We start from the raw sequence: 14,701 nt of genomic DNA on the forward strand, positions 1-14,701 counted from the left end.
ATCAGCCGCACCGGCATTGATCCCAGATTACGGTGTCACTTCGGATTGCGATGTCACATCAAGGGAATCTTCGATACGCTTCAAGTGGTAGATAACCCGTCTCTTGCGATCGTACAGCCTGCCCAACAGCGCATTTTCGACATCCAGCGGCCTCCCCGTCAGCCGCAGCCTTTTAACGACGATTTCCTGGCCGGTGATGCGCTGCTCCGCCTTCACGGCGTGGAGCCTTGCGAACCTCAGATCCTTATTTCCATATCGTGCCGATTGCATATCTATCTCGCCAATCATTTTTTTATCCGCGCCTGGCCGAGACGCTGTCTTTGCGGCCATTGCCCCTGGGGGTCGACGGCACGAACGTTATGATCCGCGCTTCTGCAGCAGGTTCCCCGCCTGTTCGATGGGTGCCGGCCGAAAGTCAAATTCATAGATAGAAAAAGAAATCATAGCACGTTCTTCGATTATTCTCATATAATAAATATTATATATCGAAATTAGAGACTTTTCTAAAATCAGAAAATAAAATAGCGAAGAAAATCGCGTCACGTTATACGAACAATCTTCCTTTTGTCTCTGCACGCTCCGGCTACTGCGCAACAATTCTACGTTACAGCGCCTGTTATCTTCGGCGAAAAACGCCATGAAGCCGTCACCTGGAATTGGGGTGACGTGTGTTGGACTTTCATGGCTGCTAGAGCTATCGCAGACAGGCAGGCCGCCAATCGCGTCTCTGCACCCCCTATTGCTTATGGCATCGGCTGAGCAATATCCGTTGCTGTCGCTATCGGCATGCCGTGCAAGCGTTGGCGACAAGATCAGCCGGGCCGCATGGCGTTCCAAGCCCTCTTGGTACCTCGTTGCGGCCAAAGACGAAACGATCCCGCCGGCCGTGGAATGCGATTCCGCCTCGCACATGAAGGGCGAGACGCTTGTCCTGCAAAGCGGCCACGTCCCCATGCTGTCGCAGCCCGAAGCGGTCGCAGACTTTGTCGCCAGTGCCGCGGCCGCGATCGACGCCTGACCCTCCCGAGGGCGTGGCTTTCGTCGCGCCCTCGCAGGGAAACTTTCTCAATCGAATGTCGCCTGCACGATCCATGCCTCCTCTTCGCTCGGAATATCAAAGCCTTGGACATATTTCGCGAGCAGCTCGTCCGTTATCGGAAACGCGGCATTTGCATCACGTCGTGCTGAGCGTTCTCTCAAACGACCGCGCAAAATCGCCTCCTCCACCTGAAGATAAATGACGCGGCACCGGTGATCACGGGCTTCGACAAGCCCACGGTAGCGGGTGCGAGCCGCCCCATTCCAGAAGGCAAAATCGATCACTGCCTTCGTGCCGCGCATGAGCTGGTCTTCAAGGCGGAGCCTCAGCCGCGTTTCCGCGGCGGCCTGCAGATCGGCATAGGCAGCCTCCGGATAATCGACGCCAAAACGCCCGTCATGCCGCCAGACCTCTTCGTCGATCGAGAAACGCTCACATCCGAGCGCCTCCAGCCGCTGTGCAAAGGTCGTCTTGCCGGAACCTGCCAAACCGCACATCATGAATACGATCCGCGGCTCGGTTCGTACCAGATCTTCGGCGGCAGCCACTGCCTGCCGATAAGACATCACCATCCGAAACTCGCCTCCTGCGATCCTGATCGGCGACGGAACCTCCGCATTTGACCTTGTGCCTCGACTGACGAGAGCCGGCCACCACCTATGTATGTATTTCTATCCCTCTGAACTTGCTCACACAATGCGTCTGTGGCGGACACGCTTTCCGTCAATTGCCAATGAGAAGGCCATCACCAGGGGATAGCGCCCTGCTCGCTCTGGCAAATGCCTTTGAGGTCGCGCCCTTGAAGCAAAGCCATTCGCACCGGAAAAGCCGCAGCCTCCGAGGGCGTGCGATCGCCGCGGTGGCCGCTGAGATCGGTGGCGACGAGGCCGGGGCAAGCCGATACGGCGGTGATCCCGGTATCGCTGAGCTCGGCATTGAGCTGGACCGTCAGCATGTTCAGCGCCGCCTTCGAGGCATTGTAGCCGATAAGGCGAACGCCATAGAACGGCCAGCTTGGATCGCCGTTCAGCGTCAGGGAGCCGAGGCTGCTGGTCATGTTGACGATGCGCCCTGCCCCGGCCCTGCGCAAGAGCGGCAGCATCGCCTGCGTTACCGCGAGCGCGCCGATGAAATTGGTCTCCAGCTCGCGGCGCACAGCCTCCAGCGAAGCCTTGCCGGGAGCGCCGTCGGTATAGTCGGCAATGCCGGCATTGTTGACGAGAATATCGAGGCGGCCATGCCCCGCATCGATCTCGGCAGCGGCGGCAGCGATGCTCCCGGTGTCACAGACATCGATCCGGATGAACGACACATCAAGCCCCTGCGAGACCAGTTCCTCGGCCGCCGATTGCCCGCGCTCCGCATCACGCGCGCCGAGCAGAACAGTCACGCCGGCCTGGGCGAGCTGTCTGGCGATTTCATATCCGATACCCTTGTTCGCGCCGGTCACGAGCGCGATGCGGCTGGAGCTGTCTGTCATCTGAAGATCCTTGAAAATCCTGTTCGTTGCGAGCAGATTGAAAATAAGAAGGATTCTTCAGGTTTTGAATTCGCATATGGTTTCCGCCCAGACATCAGCTGCAAATGCCCGCAAATCACCGCGTCAGGCGCGGTCGGTGAACACTGTCGAGGCAATTTTCGAAGCGACGATTCAGGTTTTGATATCCGACGGGCCGGGTGATCTGACGACCACCCGTGTCGCGGAAAGAGCCGGTGTCTCCGTCGGCTCCCTATACCAGTATTTCCCGAACAAGCAGGCCCTGTTCCACGCCGTCAACGAGCGCTACCTGACGATGCTGGCAGAACGCGTGGAAGCGGCCTGCCTCGACCATCGCGGCACGCGGTATGCCGAGATGGCCGATGCGCTCGTCAGCACCTATATCGAGGTCAAGATCGAGCGCCGCGACGTCACGATCGCCCTCTACCGCGCCGCCGCCGAAGTGGACGTCGCCGAGATCGTCGAGGCCATGTCACAGCGCATCGAAGCGGCGAGCCAAGCCATGTTCGCCACCGCCTCGGATGCGAAATTCGCCAATCTCTCTACGGTCAACGTGATGATGCTGAACGTGCTCTGCGGCACCGTCCGCAACGTCTTCGAGCGGGATATGTCAGAACTTCTCATCGACGGCGGATTGCAGACGCAACTGACGCTCATGTTCTGCACCTATCTGGACGCCGCGAAGATCCCGCCGTCGGAAGCTTAGGCCCTATCAAGCGATCGCAAGCTCTTCGCCCTTACTCCGCCAGCTCCCGCATGACCTTGATGAGGTCTGACTTGCCCTCGAAGCCGATGCCGGGCAGCTCCGGCATGGTGATGTGGCCGTCGATCACCTGAACGCCGTCGGGGAATCCGCCATAGGGCTGGAAGAGATCGGGATAGCTCTCATTGCCACCTAGGCCGAGACCAGCCGCGATATTGAGCGACATCTGGTGGCCGCCATGCGGAATGCAGCGCGAGGGCGACCAGCCGAACTGCCGCAGCACGTCGAGTGTGCGCAGATATTCGACAAGCCCGTAGGACAGCGCGCAATCGAACTGCAGGTAATCGCGATCCGCACGCATGCCGCCATAGCGCAGCAGGTTGCGGGCGTCCTGATGCGAGAAGAGGTTCTCGCCGGTTGCCATCGACGCATCGTAGAATTCGGAGATGGCCGCCTGCAGTGCATAATCGAGCGGGTCGCCGATTTCCTCGTACCAGAAGAGCGGATAGTCGCGCAGCATCTTGGCATAGGCGATGCCGGTCTCCAGATCGAAGCGGCCGTTCGCATCGACGGCAAGCTGCGCCTCAGAACCGATCTCTTCCAGCACAGATTCGATGCGGCCGCGGTCTTCCTCGATCGAAGCACCGCCGATCTTCATCTTGACCACGGTGTAGCCGCGGTCGAGATAGCCGTGCATCTCCTTGCGCAAGGCACTGTTGTCCTTGCCGGGATAGTAGTACCCACCGGCCGCATAGACGAAGACCTTCGGGTCAGCCTCCCTGCCCTTCATATCCGCCAGCAGCCGGAAGAGCGGCTTGCCCTCGATCTTGGCAACGGCATCCCACACCGCCATGTCGATCGTGCCAACCGCGACCGAACGCTCGCCGTGGCCGCCGGGCTTTTCATTCTTCATCATCGCCGCCCAGATCCTGTGCGGATCGAGATTGGTGCCGGCATCATTCACGAGGCTTTCCGGCGCCGCTTCCAGAATACGATCCCTGAAGCGTTCGCGGATAAGGCCGCCCTGGCCATAACGGCCATTGGAGTTGAAGCCGTAGCCAACCACGCGCCGCCCGTCTCTCACGACATCGGTGACGACGGCCACCAGGCTCGCCGTCATCTTGCTGAAGTCGATATAGGCGTTGCGGATCGGCGACGCGATCGGCTTCGTCACTTCGCGGACATCGATGATACGCATGGCAGTCTCCCAGTCCGGATCTGAGGGCCGTTGCCCTCGCATAGGAACGATTTAAGCGAAATCCGCCCTCACCGTCCAATGCCGATCCGGGTTCCTTTAATGCCGAATCGGCACTGTAAATTTCTCGAAGCATCCATGAATTTGCTTGAAATCGTCGGAACGATGCCGTTCTGTCAATGCTCCCTAAGCATCAGAAAAACGGATGAACCATCGTGGAAACCGCCTGGCTCGCCGATCTCCAGGCTCTCGCCGAAACCCTGAACTTTTCGAGAGCAGCAGAGAAGCGCCACATCACCCAGCCGGCTTTTGGGCGCCGCATCAAATCCCTCGAGGACTGGTGCGGGTCCGAACTCGTCGATCGCTCGACGCATAGGTTGAAGCTGACCCCTGCGGGCGAAGCCATGCTGGAGGCGGCAAACGATATCGCTGCACGGCTGGAGCGCGTCAGCCGGGATCTCGAGCAGATGCGTGCGGCAACCTCGACCGTGACCTTCGCCGCCACCCACGCCCTCTCCTTCATCTTCTTCCCTGGCTGGATACAAGCTCTGGGTCACGAGGCATCGACGATGCCGATCCGCCTCCTCTCGGACAATATGAACGAGTGCGAGCGGATCATGACGGAAGGCCGTGCCCAATTCCTGCTCTGTCACGACCACCAGAACAGCAGGATCCGTCTCGACAGGAATGCCTACAGGCACGTGGAGCTTGCGACCGACCGCCTGATCCCCGTCAGCGGGCGGGACCGGGATGGCCGACCGCTCCACAGCATCTCGGAGGCAACGGATCGCACAATCCCGCATCTCGCCTTCGAAGAAACATCCGGAATGGGCCGCATCCTCTCGTCCGCCCTCTCCGCCCACACAGATCAGCTGCACCTCTCGACAGTCTTCACTTCCCATCTGGCCATGGCGCTGAAGGCGCTCGCCATTGAGGGAAAGGGCGTCGCCTGGATACCGGAGAGCCTGGCAGCCGACGAGATGGGACCGGATGGAAGATTGACCTCAGCCGGATCGGCGGACTGGGCAGTCGACGTCAAGATCGTGCTGATCAGACCACGGGCGCGCATGACTGACATTGCCGAGAGCTTCTGGACCCTGGTTCAAGGCAAGGATTGGCGTTCAAGCCGCCAGCCGCTGCCTGCAACGGTGCCACCCGGGCAGCAGATCATTTCATGAGCGCGGCCTGTCTCAGCGCCGCGTGAATATCGCTGACGACGGCAGCCCCTTCGCCGACGGCTGCGGCAACCCGCTTTGTCGATCCGGCCCGGACATCGCCGATCGCAAAGACGTTCGGCAGGCTGGTTTCCAGTTGCAGGGAGCGCCTTCCCAGCTCCTCTTCGACATCAGGGCTGAAAGTCGTACCGGTCCTTATGAACCCCCTGTCATCCGTCTTGATGCGGCACTTGATCCAGTCGGTATTCGGGTCGGCGCCGATGAACATGAAGACGCGGCGAAGATTGTAGTTCTTCCCGGACTGCGCCCTGAGATCCGTGATGGTTGCCGCCAGGCGACCATGCAGATCTTCCGACAGCGCTGTCAGCTCGCATCCGAGATGCATCTCCACGTTTGGCAGTGCCGCAATGCGATCGATCAGATAGGTGGACATGGTTTCGGTCAGGCTTCGGCGGATCACCAGGTGGAGACGCCGGACCCGCGGCGCCAGGAATGCGATCGCCTGGCCGGCCGAATTGCCGCCGCCAACCAGGGCAATATCGTCGTTTTCGCATAGTTTCGCTTCGATTGCGGATGCCCAATAGGAAATGCCGGCGCCCTCGAAGCGCGCTATGTCGGGAATATCAGGCCTGCGGTACCTGGCGCCTGAGGCGATGACGACGGTTCGCGCCTTGACTGCCCTGTCTCCGCCAATCCGCAATACCATGGGGTCGGTTTTGCGTTTGCCGGCCGGGGCCGGAATCAGCTCGTCGACATCGAGCGGCAAGGCGATTTCCGCTCCGAATTTGAGCGCTTGATTGAAGGCGCGGCCCGCAAGCGCCTGGCCTGAAATTCCGGTCGGAAAACCGAGATAGTTTTCGATGCGGGAGGAACTGCCGGCCTGCCCGCCGATCGATCGTGCGTCGATGACGATGACGCTGAGCCCCTCCGATGCCGCGTAGACCGCAGCCGCCAGACCCGATGGACCTGCTCCGACGATCGCCACATCGTAGACGATTGCCGGATCGAGCTCCGGCGTGATGCCGAGGCAGCAGGCAGCTTCAGCGTCTGTCGGATGTTTGAGTACCGTTCCGTTGGGGCAGACCATGAGCGGCAATTCGCTCGCCAGTATCCCAAGCCTCTCCACCAGGCCCCGGCCTTCGTGGTCCGACGCCGCATCGAGGACGACATGAGGGTAGCCGCTTCGGGTCAGAAAGCCCTGCAGGCGAACCAGATTGGGCTCTCCGGGATTGCCGATCAGAACCGAACCGGCGCCGCCGAAATTGATCAGTTCCACACGCCGCAGGATATAGGCGCGCATGATGATCTCACCGATATCGGCCGATCCTATGATGAGAGCCTTCAGATGCGCGGCATCGAATGCCAGCGCCACACACCCTTCCGGCCCGGCACGTCCGCCTGCAAGCACGGGCCGTCCGGAGAGCTGACTGACCTCTCCCGAAAATTGCCCGGTGCCATGGCTCGTGATCAGCGCTTCCGGCATCGACAGCCCGTCGTGCCTAAAGACATCGAGGCGGCCGGAGAGGATCAACCATGCGGGCGAATGCCTGTCACCGATCTGGGACACGATCTCGCCGGGAGCAAAGGAATGCGGGCCACTGCTGGCAAAGCGTGTCGCCATTTGAACTTGTGCGGCACTCAGCACCGGAAACATCTGGTGACGGCGGGTTTCGAGGCTGTCGGAGCTCATGGCGGCACGCTCAATAATAGCGCGGGATCGGGCCGCGTTGCGGCGTCTGATCCGGCAGTTCCACCATCGTCTCGTCGAGATAGCACCAGCCCCAGCCCTCAGGCGGATCATAGCCCTCGATAATGGGATGTCCCGTAGCATGGAAATGCGCCGTCGCATGCTTTCCGATGGACTGGTCGCAGCACCCGACATGGCCGCATTCCCGGCAGAGCCGAAGATGGACCCATTCCTGTCCGTCCTCCAGGCATTCCTCGCAGCCAAGCGTCCTGGGCTCTACGGATCGAACGGCTGCAACATGCTTACATCCCGACATCTCTATCTCCTGTGGTTATGGAAGTCCGCGCCTGCCGGAAGGAAGATAGATCAGGAGACGATTTTCTCTATCATACGCAGGTGTAGAACCGTATCTTCGTCGACCAGTATCAGGGCAGAGACGGCGCCCGCAATGCACGCGAAGCTGGTTAGTTCAGCTTCCGCTAGAAAATATTGCCATGTTGTGACCGCAGTCACTATCGGAAACAGCCGCTGCTTGTATTTTGCCCCCGCTGGATGCTGCACCTACCAGCCGGAGAAGGGTCGCCAGGCCCCACTTGACGGCCCTTCTCAATTTTTTTCTCGTTGGCGATGACGGCGTGACGCCCCGATCAGCGAAACATCTCGCTCTGGCTGCCGATCCTGCCGCCTTTTCGCACGCTGATCGCCGTGTTTTGCTGCGCGTCGGACGGCGTGTCACTGAACCATGACACCATGAACAGAAGAAGCGCAGCTGCCATCAATGGCGGGCCAAGGTAGACGATCAAGAGGGAATGCAGCGTTCTCATAGTAGTGTTGTGCGGCGTCGTCGTCATCGGGCGTTTCCAGGGATTGCTGCGATGTCAGTTGAAGCAAAGGCAACAATCTGCGAGTGCGAAGCATTCAGCGTGAGATAAAATCCCTGAGCACTATAATAGGCCCCAACCCACATCAGTAGGCTAAGCTGAAGCGCAATGATGAGATAGTAAATCCTCATAGCTTCCCTTCGAAAACAGTTTTTATAAAGCCAAAATTCGGACTTATTCTGCACAAGTAAGCACATAATAAGATCCGTATTTTCAACGTTATCGCAAAATTAGACAATTTACTATTATCCACTACACAGTAAAAAAGGTGACTAAATAGAACGAACGGATAAAACGGCTGACATCGAAAGAATTATACTTACTGCTCCGCTGACAGCAGCGTCTTGGTCCTCACGAGCCCGCATCATCGATCAGCATGCTTACTACACCCCTCGGTGGCGGCGGTACCGCGGACGGACGCGCACCCGCATATCTCAAAACGGCCGGTTTCACCGGTCGTTTCCGCTGGGTGATAAAGTATCCACCGGAAGGTGATTGAACCTTTGGCGATCTGCCCAAATCATCAGAACGAGCGCATGCTGACCCTTGGCCTGACAGATATTTGGGCCGGATACTTGGGGGGCATGAAATGCGCGATTTGCTGTCAAACTTCGAAGAAGACCATCGTAGCCTCGGCTATGGTGCAGAAGCTCCAACGCATGGAGGACATGGATTTTCCCGGGTCCATGCGGTCGCGGCGATTTTGATCCTGTCCGCGGCGATCTTATTTATCGGAGGTCACGGACTGGTTTAGCGCAATTCCAGCAAAATTGTGCAGCGGTTTTGCGTCCGTCAGAACCAGAGATCACGCACGCACCGCCCTTTGGACGGAAGGTCGTCAAACGTTTCCAGCCCGTCGAAATGATCGATCGGCAGATCGGAAACGAGATCCGGCGGCGCCAGCCGCAAATTGACCGCCATGCGCCGGCGCCCATCCCTGTTGAGCCTCAAGCCGCGCCAGCTGAGCACGCAGGCGCAAGTCGGGCAGAACAATATTTCCAGCGACGACGTCTCCCGGCCGGTCCGCGTATAGGAGCCGGTCTCGCCATTCATGTTGATCCGCTCGCCCTCGTAATCATAGGCCCAGAGCGCTCCATAGCGCCGGCAGAGCGTGCAGTTGCACGCCGTAATCGAGCCGGGATCGCCTTCCAGCGTCCAGCCCGCCTTGCCGCAATGACATGAGCCGATCAGCATCAGCGCACCGTTTCATCCCTGCTTGTTCCGAGGAGCGTATCTTGCCCCAATCACGTAATGTCCGCAAACCGCGCCCGATCCAATTCTCCTCTCCGCGCTCAGCCCCTGACCACAGCCCTTGACTCCCGCCAGAATGAGAACATAATAAGAACACTCCTGGCGCTGCGGTCGCCATCCCGACAATCCTGAACTGAAATGCTCTGCAAGGAGAATGAGAACATGCGTCCGCAATTGGCCCCAAAAACCGATGGTGATGTGATCGGAAACGAAGATTTGAGCTGGGAGGTCGAGGCAGTGCTCTCCTGGCATGACGAGGATGCCAAGGCCGCCATCGCAACGCTTCTGCAGGACTGCCGCCACCTGCGCGAACAGCTTGCACTTGCCGAAGGCGCCATGAGCCGGGGCATGACCCGCGGCTGGCGGCCCACCTTCGACAGGTCCTCCTTTGACCGGACATGAAACACCGCCGCAGCATTGATCTCGTCGCCAGCCATGAGGAGGTCGCAACCGACAGGGAGACGCTCGCCACCCTGCCGCAATGGTATGTCCTCCATGCCCGCTGCCCGGCCTGCCAGCACGAGACGAGGATCGACCGGCGCATGCTCGCCTACCGCTACGGCAAGGACATATCGCTGGCGAGGATCGGCCCTCGCCTGAAATGCATCGGTTGCGGCAACCGCACGGGAAACCAGCTGCTGCTCGGAAGGCTGCCGCGCGATTGACCGCGATCCCCGTTTATGCGCCGGACGAGGCAAGCAGCAGCCTTGCCGCCACCATCGCCCCGTCGGTTCGGATCGTGGGAGCGACAGTCGCGGCGCGCTGGCGCATATCAGGCTCCAACGCCGCCGAAAGCGCGGCGGAAAAGGTCTGAGGCGTCGGTATCGTTCCCTCATGCGCCACGCCGATGCCGAGTGCTGCAACGCGGCCCGCCCAATAGGGCTGGTCGGCAATCTGCGCCACGACCACCTGCGGCACGCCCGCCCGGCTTGCCGCTGCCGTTGTCCCTGCTCCGCCATGATGGACGATCGCCGCAACCCGCGGAAAGAGCCCCTGATGGTTGGCCTCGTCGATGACGAAGCAATCGCTTGCGCCATCATCAGGCACCAGCCCGGCCCAGCCGCGCGACAGCACCGCACGCCGCCCGTGAGCGCGGATCGCCGTAAGGATCACGCCCGCGGCATCCTTCAGCGCATGCATCGGCATGCTGCCGAAACCGACATAGACGGGCGGCTCGCCGGCATCGAGAAAGGCCTCCAGCGCCGCCGGCAGCGGCCGGTCGTCATCGAGCATCCAGGCGCCCGTCTGCACTGCGTCGATCAGATCCGTCGCAAGCAGCGGCCCGATGACCGGATCGGCCGCAAGCAACGGCCGGCGGGTCAGAACTGGATCGCGCACATTGTCCACCGGCGCCATGCCCATCGATGCACGCAGCCGATTGTAGGCTCCGCCGAAGATCACGTTCTTCGTTTCGATATCATAGCCCCAGAGCACCCGGTTGTCGGTCACGCCGGGCGGATGCGGCCGACCCTTGAATTCATGCGGCTTGTGATGATGCGACGGCAGGAAGATCGGGCAGAATGTCGCCCCGAAATAGCCGATGCCGGCCCGCTCGGCCACCAGTCGTGCCGCCGCCATCGCCGGAAACAGCCCTGCCGCGACGATGAGATCGCATCCTTCCGCAGCCACCGACAACGCCTCGAACTGTCCCGCCAATATCCCGGCCGCCCGCTCCGAAATGCCATCGGCCGAACGCTCCCGCGTATTGCGCTCGGCGGTCTTCATCACCTCGCTCACCCATTGCCGCACGGGCGCGTTGGCCGGCGCCAGCGGCACGCCGAGCCGATCGAGCAGCCCGGCAAATTCCGCATCCGGCGGCGCGCAGACCACCGCCTCGGCGCCTGTTGTCTGCAAGGCAACCGCCAGCGCCGCCAGTGGCTGCACATCTCCCCGTGATCCGTATGTGGATAGCAATACACGCATGCTCATCTCCCGATGCTGTTGATCAGGTTGAGCGTTCTACGCCCTCTCCAGGGGCTTGCCGCAAGTCCCCCCTGCGCCATATCTAAAGGCATAGCGGGGATGATGATTGTTCCCGGCCGCATCCCTTCCCCACATTTCCAGCGATCAGCGGCAGGCAAAGGCCGGTGTTCTACGTCACAAACCGGCTGAGATAGGCATAGCTGCGCGCCGCAAATTCGAAGGGCAGCCGTGGATTGTCGTGCTCGACGACGAAGAGCCGCGCCCCGCTTGCGACAGCCGCCTGCCACAGCGACGGCCAGACAAGCACGCCGGAGCCGACATTGGCCCAACCGCCTTCCTCCGGATCGACATTATCGGGCGCCTGATCCTTCACATGCACCGAGACCAGCACATTGGCATAGCGCCTTATCCATTCGACCGCATTCGGCTGGGCGCGCGCCAGCCACGCAATATCCGCCTGCCAGGTGAGCGGGCTGCCCTTGGCCGCATCGAACATCAGCTCGAACCCGTAGCGCCCGCCAATGGTACGGTCGAAGCCCGCCATCTTGTTGTGATAGCCAAGCACGATGCCCGCTTCCTTCATCTGCTCCGCAAGCGCGCCCAACTCATGGCCGATCCGCTGCCATGCCGCCTTCGTTTCCTTCATCGCAGACGGCGCCGGATGCGGAACGAAGAGCTGCCCGATGCCGCATTGCTGGCAGGCATCGACAAAGCGCTGCCGCTCGCTGCGCAGCGCCTCCAGCCCGACATGGGCTGATGGTGCCGTTAGCCCATTCCTGACAAGCCCGGCCTCAAGGTTATTCGCGTCACGCAAATGCCCTTCGAGCGGCTCGACAGCGCCAAAACCGGCGCTCGCCGCCTTGTCGAGCTGCGTGCCGAGATCTCCAAGGCCGCGCATCGAATAGAGCTGCAACGATAGCATCGGCTTCGTCATCGCTCATCTCCAGGCCATTGTCGCTCTTGCCGGCAAGGCATCCCGACCGTTCCTCCGCATCGAATCCGCTGGGGTCCAGTTTCACCCGTGTCGACGCAGATTGCGAGGGCAAAACGGCCGATATCACCCCAATGCCGACAAGGCGGGCTTCGGCAGCAGCTTGCGTTTCAGGTTGACGATATGGCGGCCGAAGGATCTGTCGATACGCTTCACATCGATCAGCGTCAGGTCTCCGCAGGCAGAAAATGTGTGCAGGCCATCGGGGTAATCGGCAGTGGCGAAACCGCCCGTCAATTGGACCGGCAGATGCGCGCAGGTCACATGAGTCTCGCTGAGCAGGCTGAAGCGCAGGAAGCGCAGACCGCCGCCATAGCTGACGCTGCAGTCCTGAACCGGCAGGATGATCTGCCCATCGGCGCCAATAAAGGGCGTGCCGCCCGGCCGGGCGCCGGAGCGATCCACCAGAACCGGATTTTGCGGATGGGTCTTCCACGGGCCGGTCAGACGATCTGCAAAGGCGATATGCAGCTCGCGCTGGTCACGCGCGCCGGCGCCGACAAGCGTATAGAACATCCACCACTTGCCCTGATGCTCGATCAGGCAGGCCTCGGCAGCGGGCAAATCGGTCAGGAGCACCGTTTCCCGCACCCAGTCATCGGGGAACGAGCGGGCGCGGTAAAGCGCGACCTCCCCCGCCTTATGGCTTTCCGGCATCATCAGCACCTCGCCATCCTGCTCGATCAGGAAGGGATAGGAGAGATGAAAGGGCTTGGTGAGCACCACCGCCCTGCCGCGCCATTGCAGGTCCGGCCCCACCAGTTCGTGGCGCTCGATGAAGCCATGCTTCGTGTGGTAGTCATAGGCTTCCACGAAGACGTGCAGGCTGTCACCCTTCTTCACGGCGAAGGGATCGGCGAGATATCGCCACGGCCCCGGATCGGGCAGCCATGTGATGCGATCGGAACAATCCGCCAAAGTCTCGGCATCGAGCAGCGCCTCGGCGGCTGCGGGCACGATGCCGACCTGCCAGAAATCACTCTTGGGCTTCAGACGCATAGATCAACCGCGGCTGATCGATGTCGGGCGCAGCCTGAACTGCGGCTCCGCGGGAAACCCGGGAATAGAAATCGAGAACATTCGCAATACCTGCCGGACGAGAGAAAGGAGCCAAGTCGTAGCCTACGCGCGACAGGCGGACAACAGGCTGTTCCCGCAGCACATCGGCAAGCGCCTCGGCGAGCCCCTCGACAGAGCCGGGCACGACCAGCGTCACCGGATGCTCGCGCAGATATTCCGACGGGCCTTCGGCCGCCGTGGCGATGATCGGCAGCCCCTCATGCATGGCTTCGAGGATCGCAAGCCCCGCCGATTCCTCTCGCGAAGGCGAGACGAAAAGATCCAGATTGCGCAAGAACCCCGGCACATTGTTACAATGGCCGAGCAGATGGATGCGGCTATCGCCCTTGGCGAGCTTTTCCAGCGCGGCGCGATGCGGCCCATCGCCGACGATGACGAGGGCGACATTACCGGGTGCCGACTGCCGGAAGGCCGACACCAGCACATCATATCCCTTGCTGAGATGCAGGCGCCCGACGCTGCCGACGAGCCGTGTCTCGCGCGGCAAATTCAGCTGCGTACGCAGGTCGAAGCTCTCGGCGGATTTGACATCGGGCAGCCAGTTGGAAATCAGCGTCGACTTGCCGTCAAATGTGCCGAGCCGCGTCGACTGGGCGGTGTTGACGCAGATCACCCCGTCGAGGCAGGCATGCTGCCTGGCCTTGTAGCCGACATGCAGGGTCGCGATCCTGGCGACGTTGTCGGGCGTTGCGGCAAGTGCCTTGCAGCCATGGCTGAGATGCCCGTGCGCGATCTCGATCCCTGTCCTGTCCACCAGCCGCCGCAGCCGCAGGCCCCGCAAAAACGGGATTGCGAAGCCGTGGAAAACAACCTCTTTCGAGAGCAGACCAGCAATCGGCGAGCCCGATCGTCCGGCAACGTGAACCTCATGTCCAAGAGCAGCCTGCCCGTTGGCGAGGTCTGCGCAGTATCGTTCCGATCCAGCCACTCTGGAGGAGAACAAGACATGCAGGATTTTCAACTTACGAGATACTACCGGATCGACAGCCGCATAGGCACGCGGGTGCAACTCACCCACGAAATCATTTCGAGCGCTCAAGATACACCTCAGACCGATAGCCGACCGAGTTGAGATGTTGACGAAACACTTCTCGATAGGTTTCGGCGATGATTTACATCGGAGATCCGGCGCAAACAAGACTGTGTAAGTATACAGAATCGTAAGCTTTTACGCCACAGAATGACCATTTTTGGGGTAACTTGCTGAACTAGCTCTTGAAAAAATGCGGCACTATTATGCACGACTGTGACACCGATAAAACAGCCTGCCAAAGTGCC

The 14,701-nt window shown here is 60.6% G+C and carries 17 protein-coding genes; 5 read left to right on the forward strand and 12 right to left on the reverse strand.

Features of this window, described 5'->3' with window-relative positions; all coding sequences use genetic code 11:
* Positions 1-27: 27 nt before the first annotated feature.
* Positions 28-330, reverse strand: coding sequence for a hypothetical protein (locus tag J2X71_RS27700; RefSeq protein ID WP_310387213.1), 303 nt, complete (start codon positions 328-330; stop codon positions 28-30).
* A 415-nt stretch (positions 331-745) separates the two neighbouring features.
* Here J2X71_RS27700 and J2X71_RS27705 point away from each other — a divergent pair, with 415 nt between their 5' ends.
* Entirely contained in the window at positions 746-1,018 is a 273-nt protein-coding gene (locus J2X71_RS27705; RefSeq protein ID WP_405049763.1) for an alpha/beta fold hydrolase, read from the forward strand.
* A 47-nt stretch (positions 1,019-1,065) separates the two neighbouring features.
* Here J2X71_RS27705 and J2X71_RS27710 read toward each other — a convergent pair whose 3' ends face one another.
* Positions 1,066-1,611: an ATP-binding protein gene (locus J2X71_RS27710; RefSeq protein WP_310387216.1), complete on the reverse strand. Its 546-nt coding sequence runs from the start codon at positions 1,609-1,611 to the stop codon at positions 1,066-1,068.
* Positions 1,612-1,784: 173 nt separating this feature from the next.
* Complete coding sequence (locus tag J2X71_RS27715; protein WP_310387218.1) at positions 1,785-2,519, reverse strand: SDR family oxidoreductase; 735 nt, start codon at positions 2,517-2,519, stop codon at positions 1,785-1,787.
* Between the two features lie 136 nt (positions 2,520-2,655).
* Here J2X71_RS27715 and J2X71_RS27720 point away from each other — a divergent pair, with 136 nt between their 5' ends.
* Entirely contained in the window at positions 2,656-3,243 is a 588-nt protein-coding gene (locus J2X71_RS27720) for a TetR/AcrR family transcriptional regulator (protein ID WP_310387220.1), read from the forward strand.
* Positions 3,244-3,274: 31 nt separating this feature from the next.
* Here the strand turns inward: J2X71_RS27720 and J2X71_RS27725 are convergent, their stop codons facing one another.
* Positions 3,275-4,438 (reverse strand): mandelate racemase/muconate lactonizing enzyme family protein, encoded by a 1,164-nt coding sequence (locus tag J2X71_RS27725; RefSeq protein ID WP_310387222.1) that lies wholly within the window; start codon positions 4,436-4,438, stop codon positions 3,275-3,277.
* A 212-nt stretch (positions 4,439-4,650) separates the two neighbouring features.
* Here J2X71_RS27725 and J2X71_RS27730 point away from each other — a divergent pair, with 212 nt between their 5' ends.
* Entirely contained in the window at positions 4,651-5,613 is a 963-nt protein-coding gene (locus J2X71_RS27730) for a LysR family transcriptional regulator (RefSeq protein WP_310387224.1), read from the forward strand.
* On the opposite strand, the gene J2X71_RS27735 is transcribed toward J2X71_RS27730, so the two are convergent.
* From J2X71_RS27735 to J2X71_RS27750, 4 genes are all read right to left on the reverse strand, one after another.
* Entirely contained in the window at positions 5,603-7,300 is a 1,698-nt protein-coding gene (locus J2X71_RS27735) for an FAD-dependent oxidoreductase (RefSeq protein WP_310387226.1), read from the reverse strand. The genes J2X71_RS27730 and J2X71_RS27735 overlap by 11 nt on opposite strands.
* Before the next feature lie 10 nt (positions 7,301-7,310).
* The gene (locus J2X71_RS27740; protein WP_310387228.1) at positions 7,311-7,613 is read right to left on the reverse strand and encodes a UBP-type zinc finger domain-containing protein; all 303 of its coding nucleotides are present in this window, start codon (positions 7,611-7,613) and stop codon (positions 7,311-7,313) included.
* 331 nt (positions 7,614-7,944) lie between these two features.
* Positions 7,945-8,148 (reverse strand): hypothetical protein, encoded by a 204-nt coding sequence (locus J2X71_RS27745; protein WP_310387230.1) that lies wholly within the window; start codon positions 8,146-8,148, stop codon positions 7,945-7,947.
* An 822-nt stretch (positions 8,149-8,970) separates the two neighbouring features.
* A complete protein-coding gene (locus J2X71_RS27750) occupies positions 8,971-9,372 on the reverse strand; it encodes a GFA family protein (RefSeq protein WP_310387232.1) in 402 nt (133 codons plus the stop codon).
* 219 nt (positions 9,373-9,591) lie between these two features.
* Between J2X71_RS27750 and J2X71_RS27755 the strand changes: the two genes are divergently transcribed.
* Together J2X71_RS27755 and J2X71_RS27760 are read left to right on the forward strand one after the other, a co-directional pair.
* The gene (locus J2X71_RS27755) at positions 9,592-9,831 is read left to right on the forward strand and encodes a hypothetical protein (protein ID WP_113321377.1); all 240 of its coding nucleotides are present in this window, start codon (positions 9,592-9,594) and stop codon (positions 9,829-9,831) included.
* Positions 9,828-10,094, forward strand: a complete 267-nt coding sequence (locus J2X71_RS27760; RefSeq protein ID WP_007818286.1) for a hypothetical protein — start codon at positions 9,828-9,830, stop codon at positions 10,092-10,094. The genes J2X71_RS27755 and J2X71_RS27760 overlap by 4 nt, the downstream gene beginning before the upstream one ends.
* A 13-nt stretch (positions 10,095-10,107) precedes the next feature.
* On the opposite strand, the gene J2X71_RS27765 is transcribed toward J2X71_RS27760, so the two are convergent.
* The 4 genes from J2X71_RS27765 to J2X71_RS27780 all read right to left on the reverse strand — a co-directional run bounded on the left by J2X71_RS27765 (position 10,108) and on the right by J2X71_RS27780 (position 14,462).
* On the reverse strand, positions 10,108-11,352 hold the full coding sequence (locus tag J2X71_RS27765; RefSeq protein ID WP_310387236.1) for a glycosyltransferase: 1,245 nt from the start codon (positions 11,350-11,352) through the stop codon (positions 10,108-10,110).
* A gap of 169 nt (positions 11,353-11,521) precedes the next feature.
* On the reverse strand, positions 11,522-12,286 hold the full coding sequence (locus J2X71_RS27770; RefSeq protein ID WP_310387238.1) for a sugar phosphate isomerase/epimerase: 765 nt from the start codon (positions 12,284-12,286) through the stop codon (positions 11,522-11,524).
* 123 nt (positions 12,287-12,409) lie between these two features.
* The gene (locus J2X71_RS27775; protein WP_310387240.1) at positions 12,410-13,342 is read right to left on the reverse strand and encodes a glycosyl hydrolase family 43; all 933 of its coding nucleotides are present in this window, start codon (positions 13,340-13,342) and stop codon (positions 12,410-12,412) included.
* Positions 13,320-14,462, reverse strand: a complete 1,143-nt coding sequence (locus tag J2X71_RS27780) for a glycosyltransferase family 4 protein (protein ID WP_310387242.1) — start codon at positions 14,460-14,462, stop codon at positions 13,320-13,322. Before J2X71_RS27780 ends, J2X71_RS27775 begins: the two co-directional genes overlap by 23 nt.
* Positions 14,463-14,701: the final 239 nt, after the last annotated feature.

It is taken from the genome of Rhizobium sp. 1399 (genome assembly GCF_031455475.1).
GTDB lineage: Bacteria > Pseudomonadota > Alphaproteobacteria > Rhizobiales > Rhizobiaceae > Rhizobium.

Excerpts from the sequence above, each read along its gene's own strand:
- J2X71_RS27725 (WP_310387222.1), bottom strand. The coding sequence starts at position 4,438 with ATGCGTATCATCGATGTCCGCGAAGTGACGAAGCCGATCGCGTCGCCG.
- J2X71_RS27760 (WP_007818286.1), top strand. The coding sequence starts at position 9,828 with ATGAAACACCGCCGCAGCATTGATCTCGTCGCCAGCCATGAGGAGGTC.
- J2X71_RS27735 (WP_310387226.1), bottom strand. The coding sequence starts at position 7,300 with ATGAGCTCCGACAGCCTCGAAACCCGCCGTCACCAGATGTTTCCGGTG.
- J2X71_RS27755 (WP_113321377.1), top strand. The coding sequence starts at position 9,592 with ATGCGTCCGCAATTGGCCCCAAAAACCGATGGTGATGTGATCGGAAAC.
- J2X71_RS27770 (WP_310387238.1), bottom strand. The coding sequence starts at position 12,286 with ATGACGAAGCCGATGCTATCGTTGCAGCTCTATTCGATGCGCGGCCTT.
- J2X71_RS27745 (WP_310387230.1), bottom strand. The coding sequence starts at position 8,148 with ATGACGACGACGCCGCACAACACTACTATGAGAACGCTGCATTCCCTC.
- J2X71_RS27740 (WP_310387228.1), bottom strand. The coding sequence starts at position 7,613 with ATGTCGGGATGTAAGCATGTTGCAGCCGTTCGATCCGTAGAGCCCAGG.
- J2X71_RS27715 (WP_310387218.1), bottom strand. The coding sequence starts at position 2,519 with ATGACAGACAGCTCCAGCCGCATCGCGCTCGTGACCGGCGCGAACAAG.
- J2X71_RS27700 (WP_310387213.1), bottom strand. The coding sequence starts at position 330 with ATGGCCGCAAAGACAGCGTCTCGGCCAGGCGCGGATAAAAAAATGATT.
- J2X71_RS27765 (WP_310387236.1), bottom strand. The coding sequence starts at position 11,352 with ATGCGTGTATTGCTATCCACATACGGATCACGGGGAGATGTGCAGCCA.
- J2X71_RS27705 (WP_405049763.1), top strand. The coding sequence starts at position 746 with ATGGCATCGGCTGAGCAATATCCGTTGCTGTCGCTATCGGCATGCCGT.
- J2X71_RS27710 (WP_310387216.1), bottom strand. The coding sequence starts at position 1,611 with ATGGTGATGTCTTATCGGCAGGCAGTGGCTGCCGCCGAAGATCTGGTA.
- J2X71_RS27775 (WP_310387240.1), bottom strand. The coding sequence starts at position 13,342 with ATGCGTCTGAAGCCCAAGAGTGATTTCTGGCAGGTCGGCATCGTGCCC.
- J2X71_RS27750 (WP_310387232.1), bottom strand. The coding sequence starts at position 9,372 with ATGCTGATCGGCTCATGTCATTGCGGCAAGGCGGGCTGGACGCTGGAA.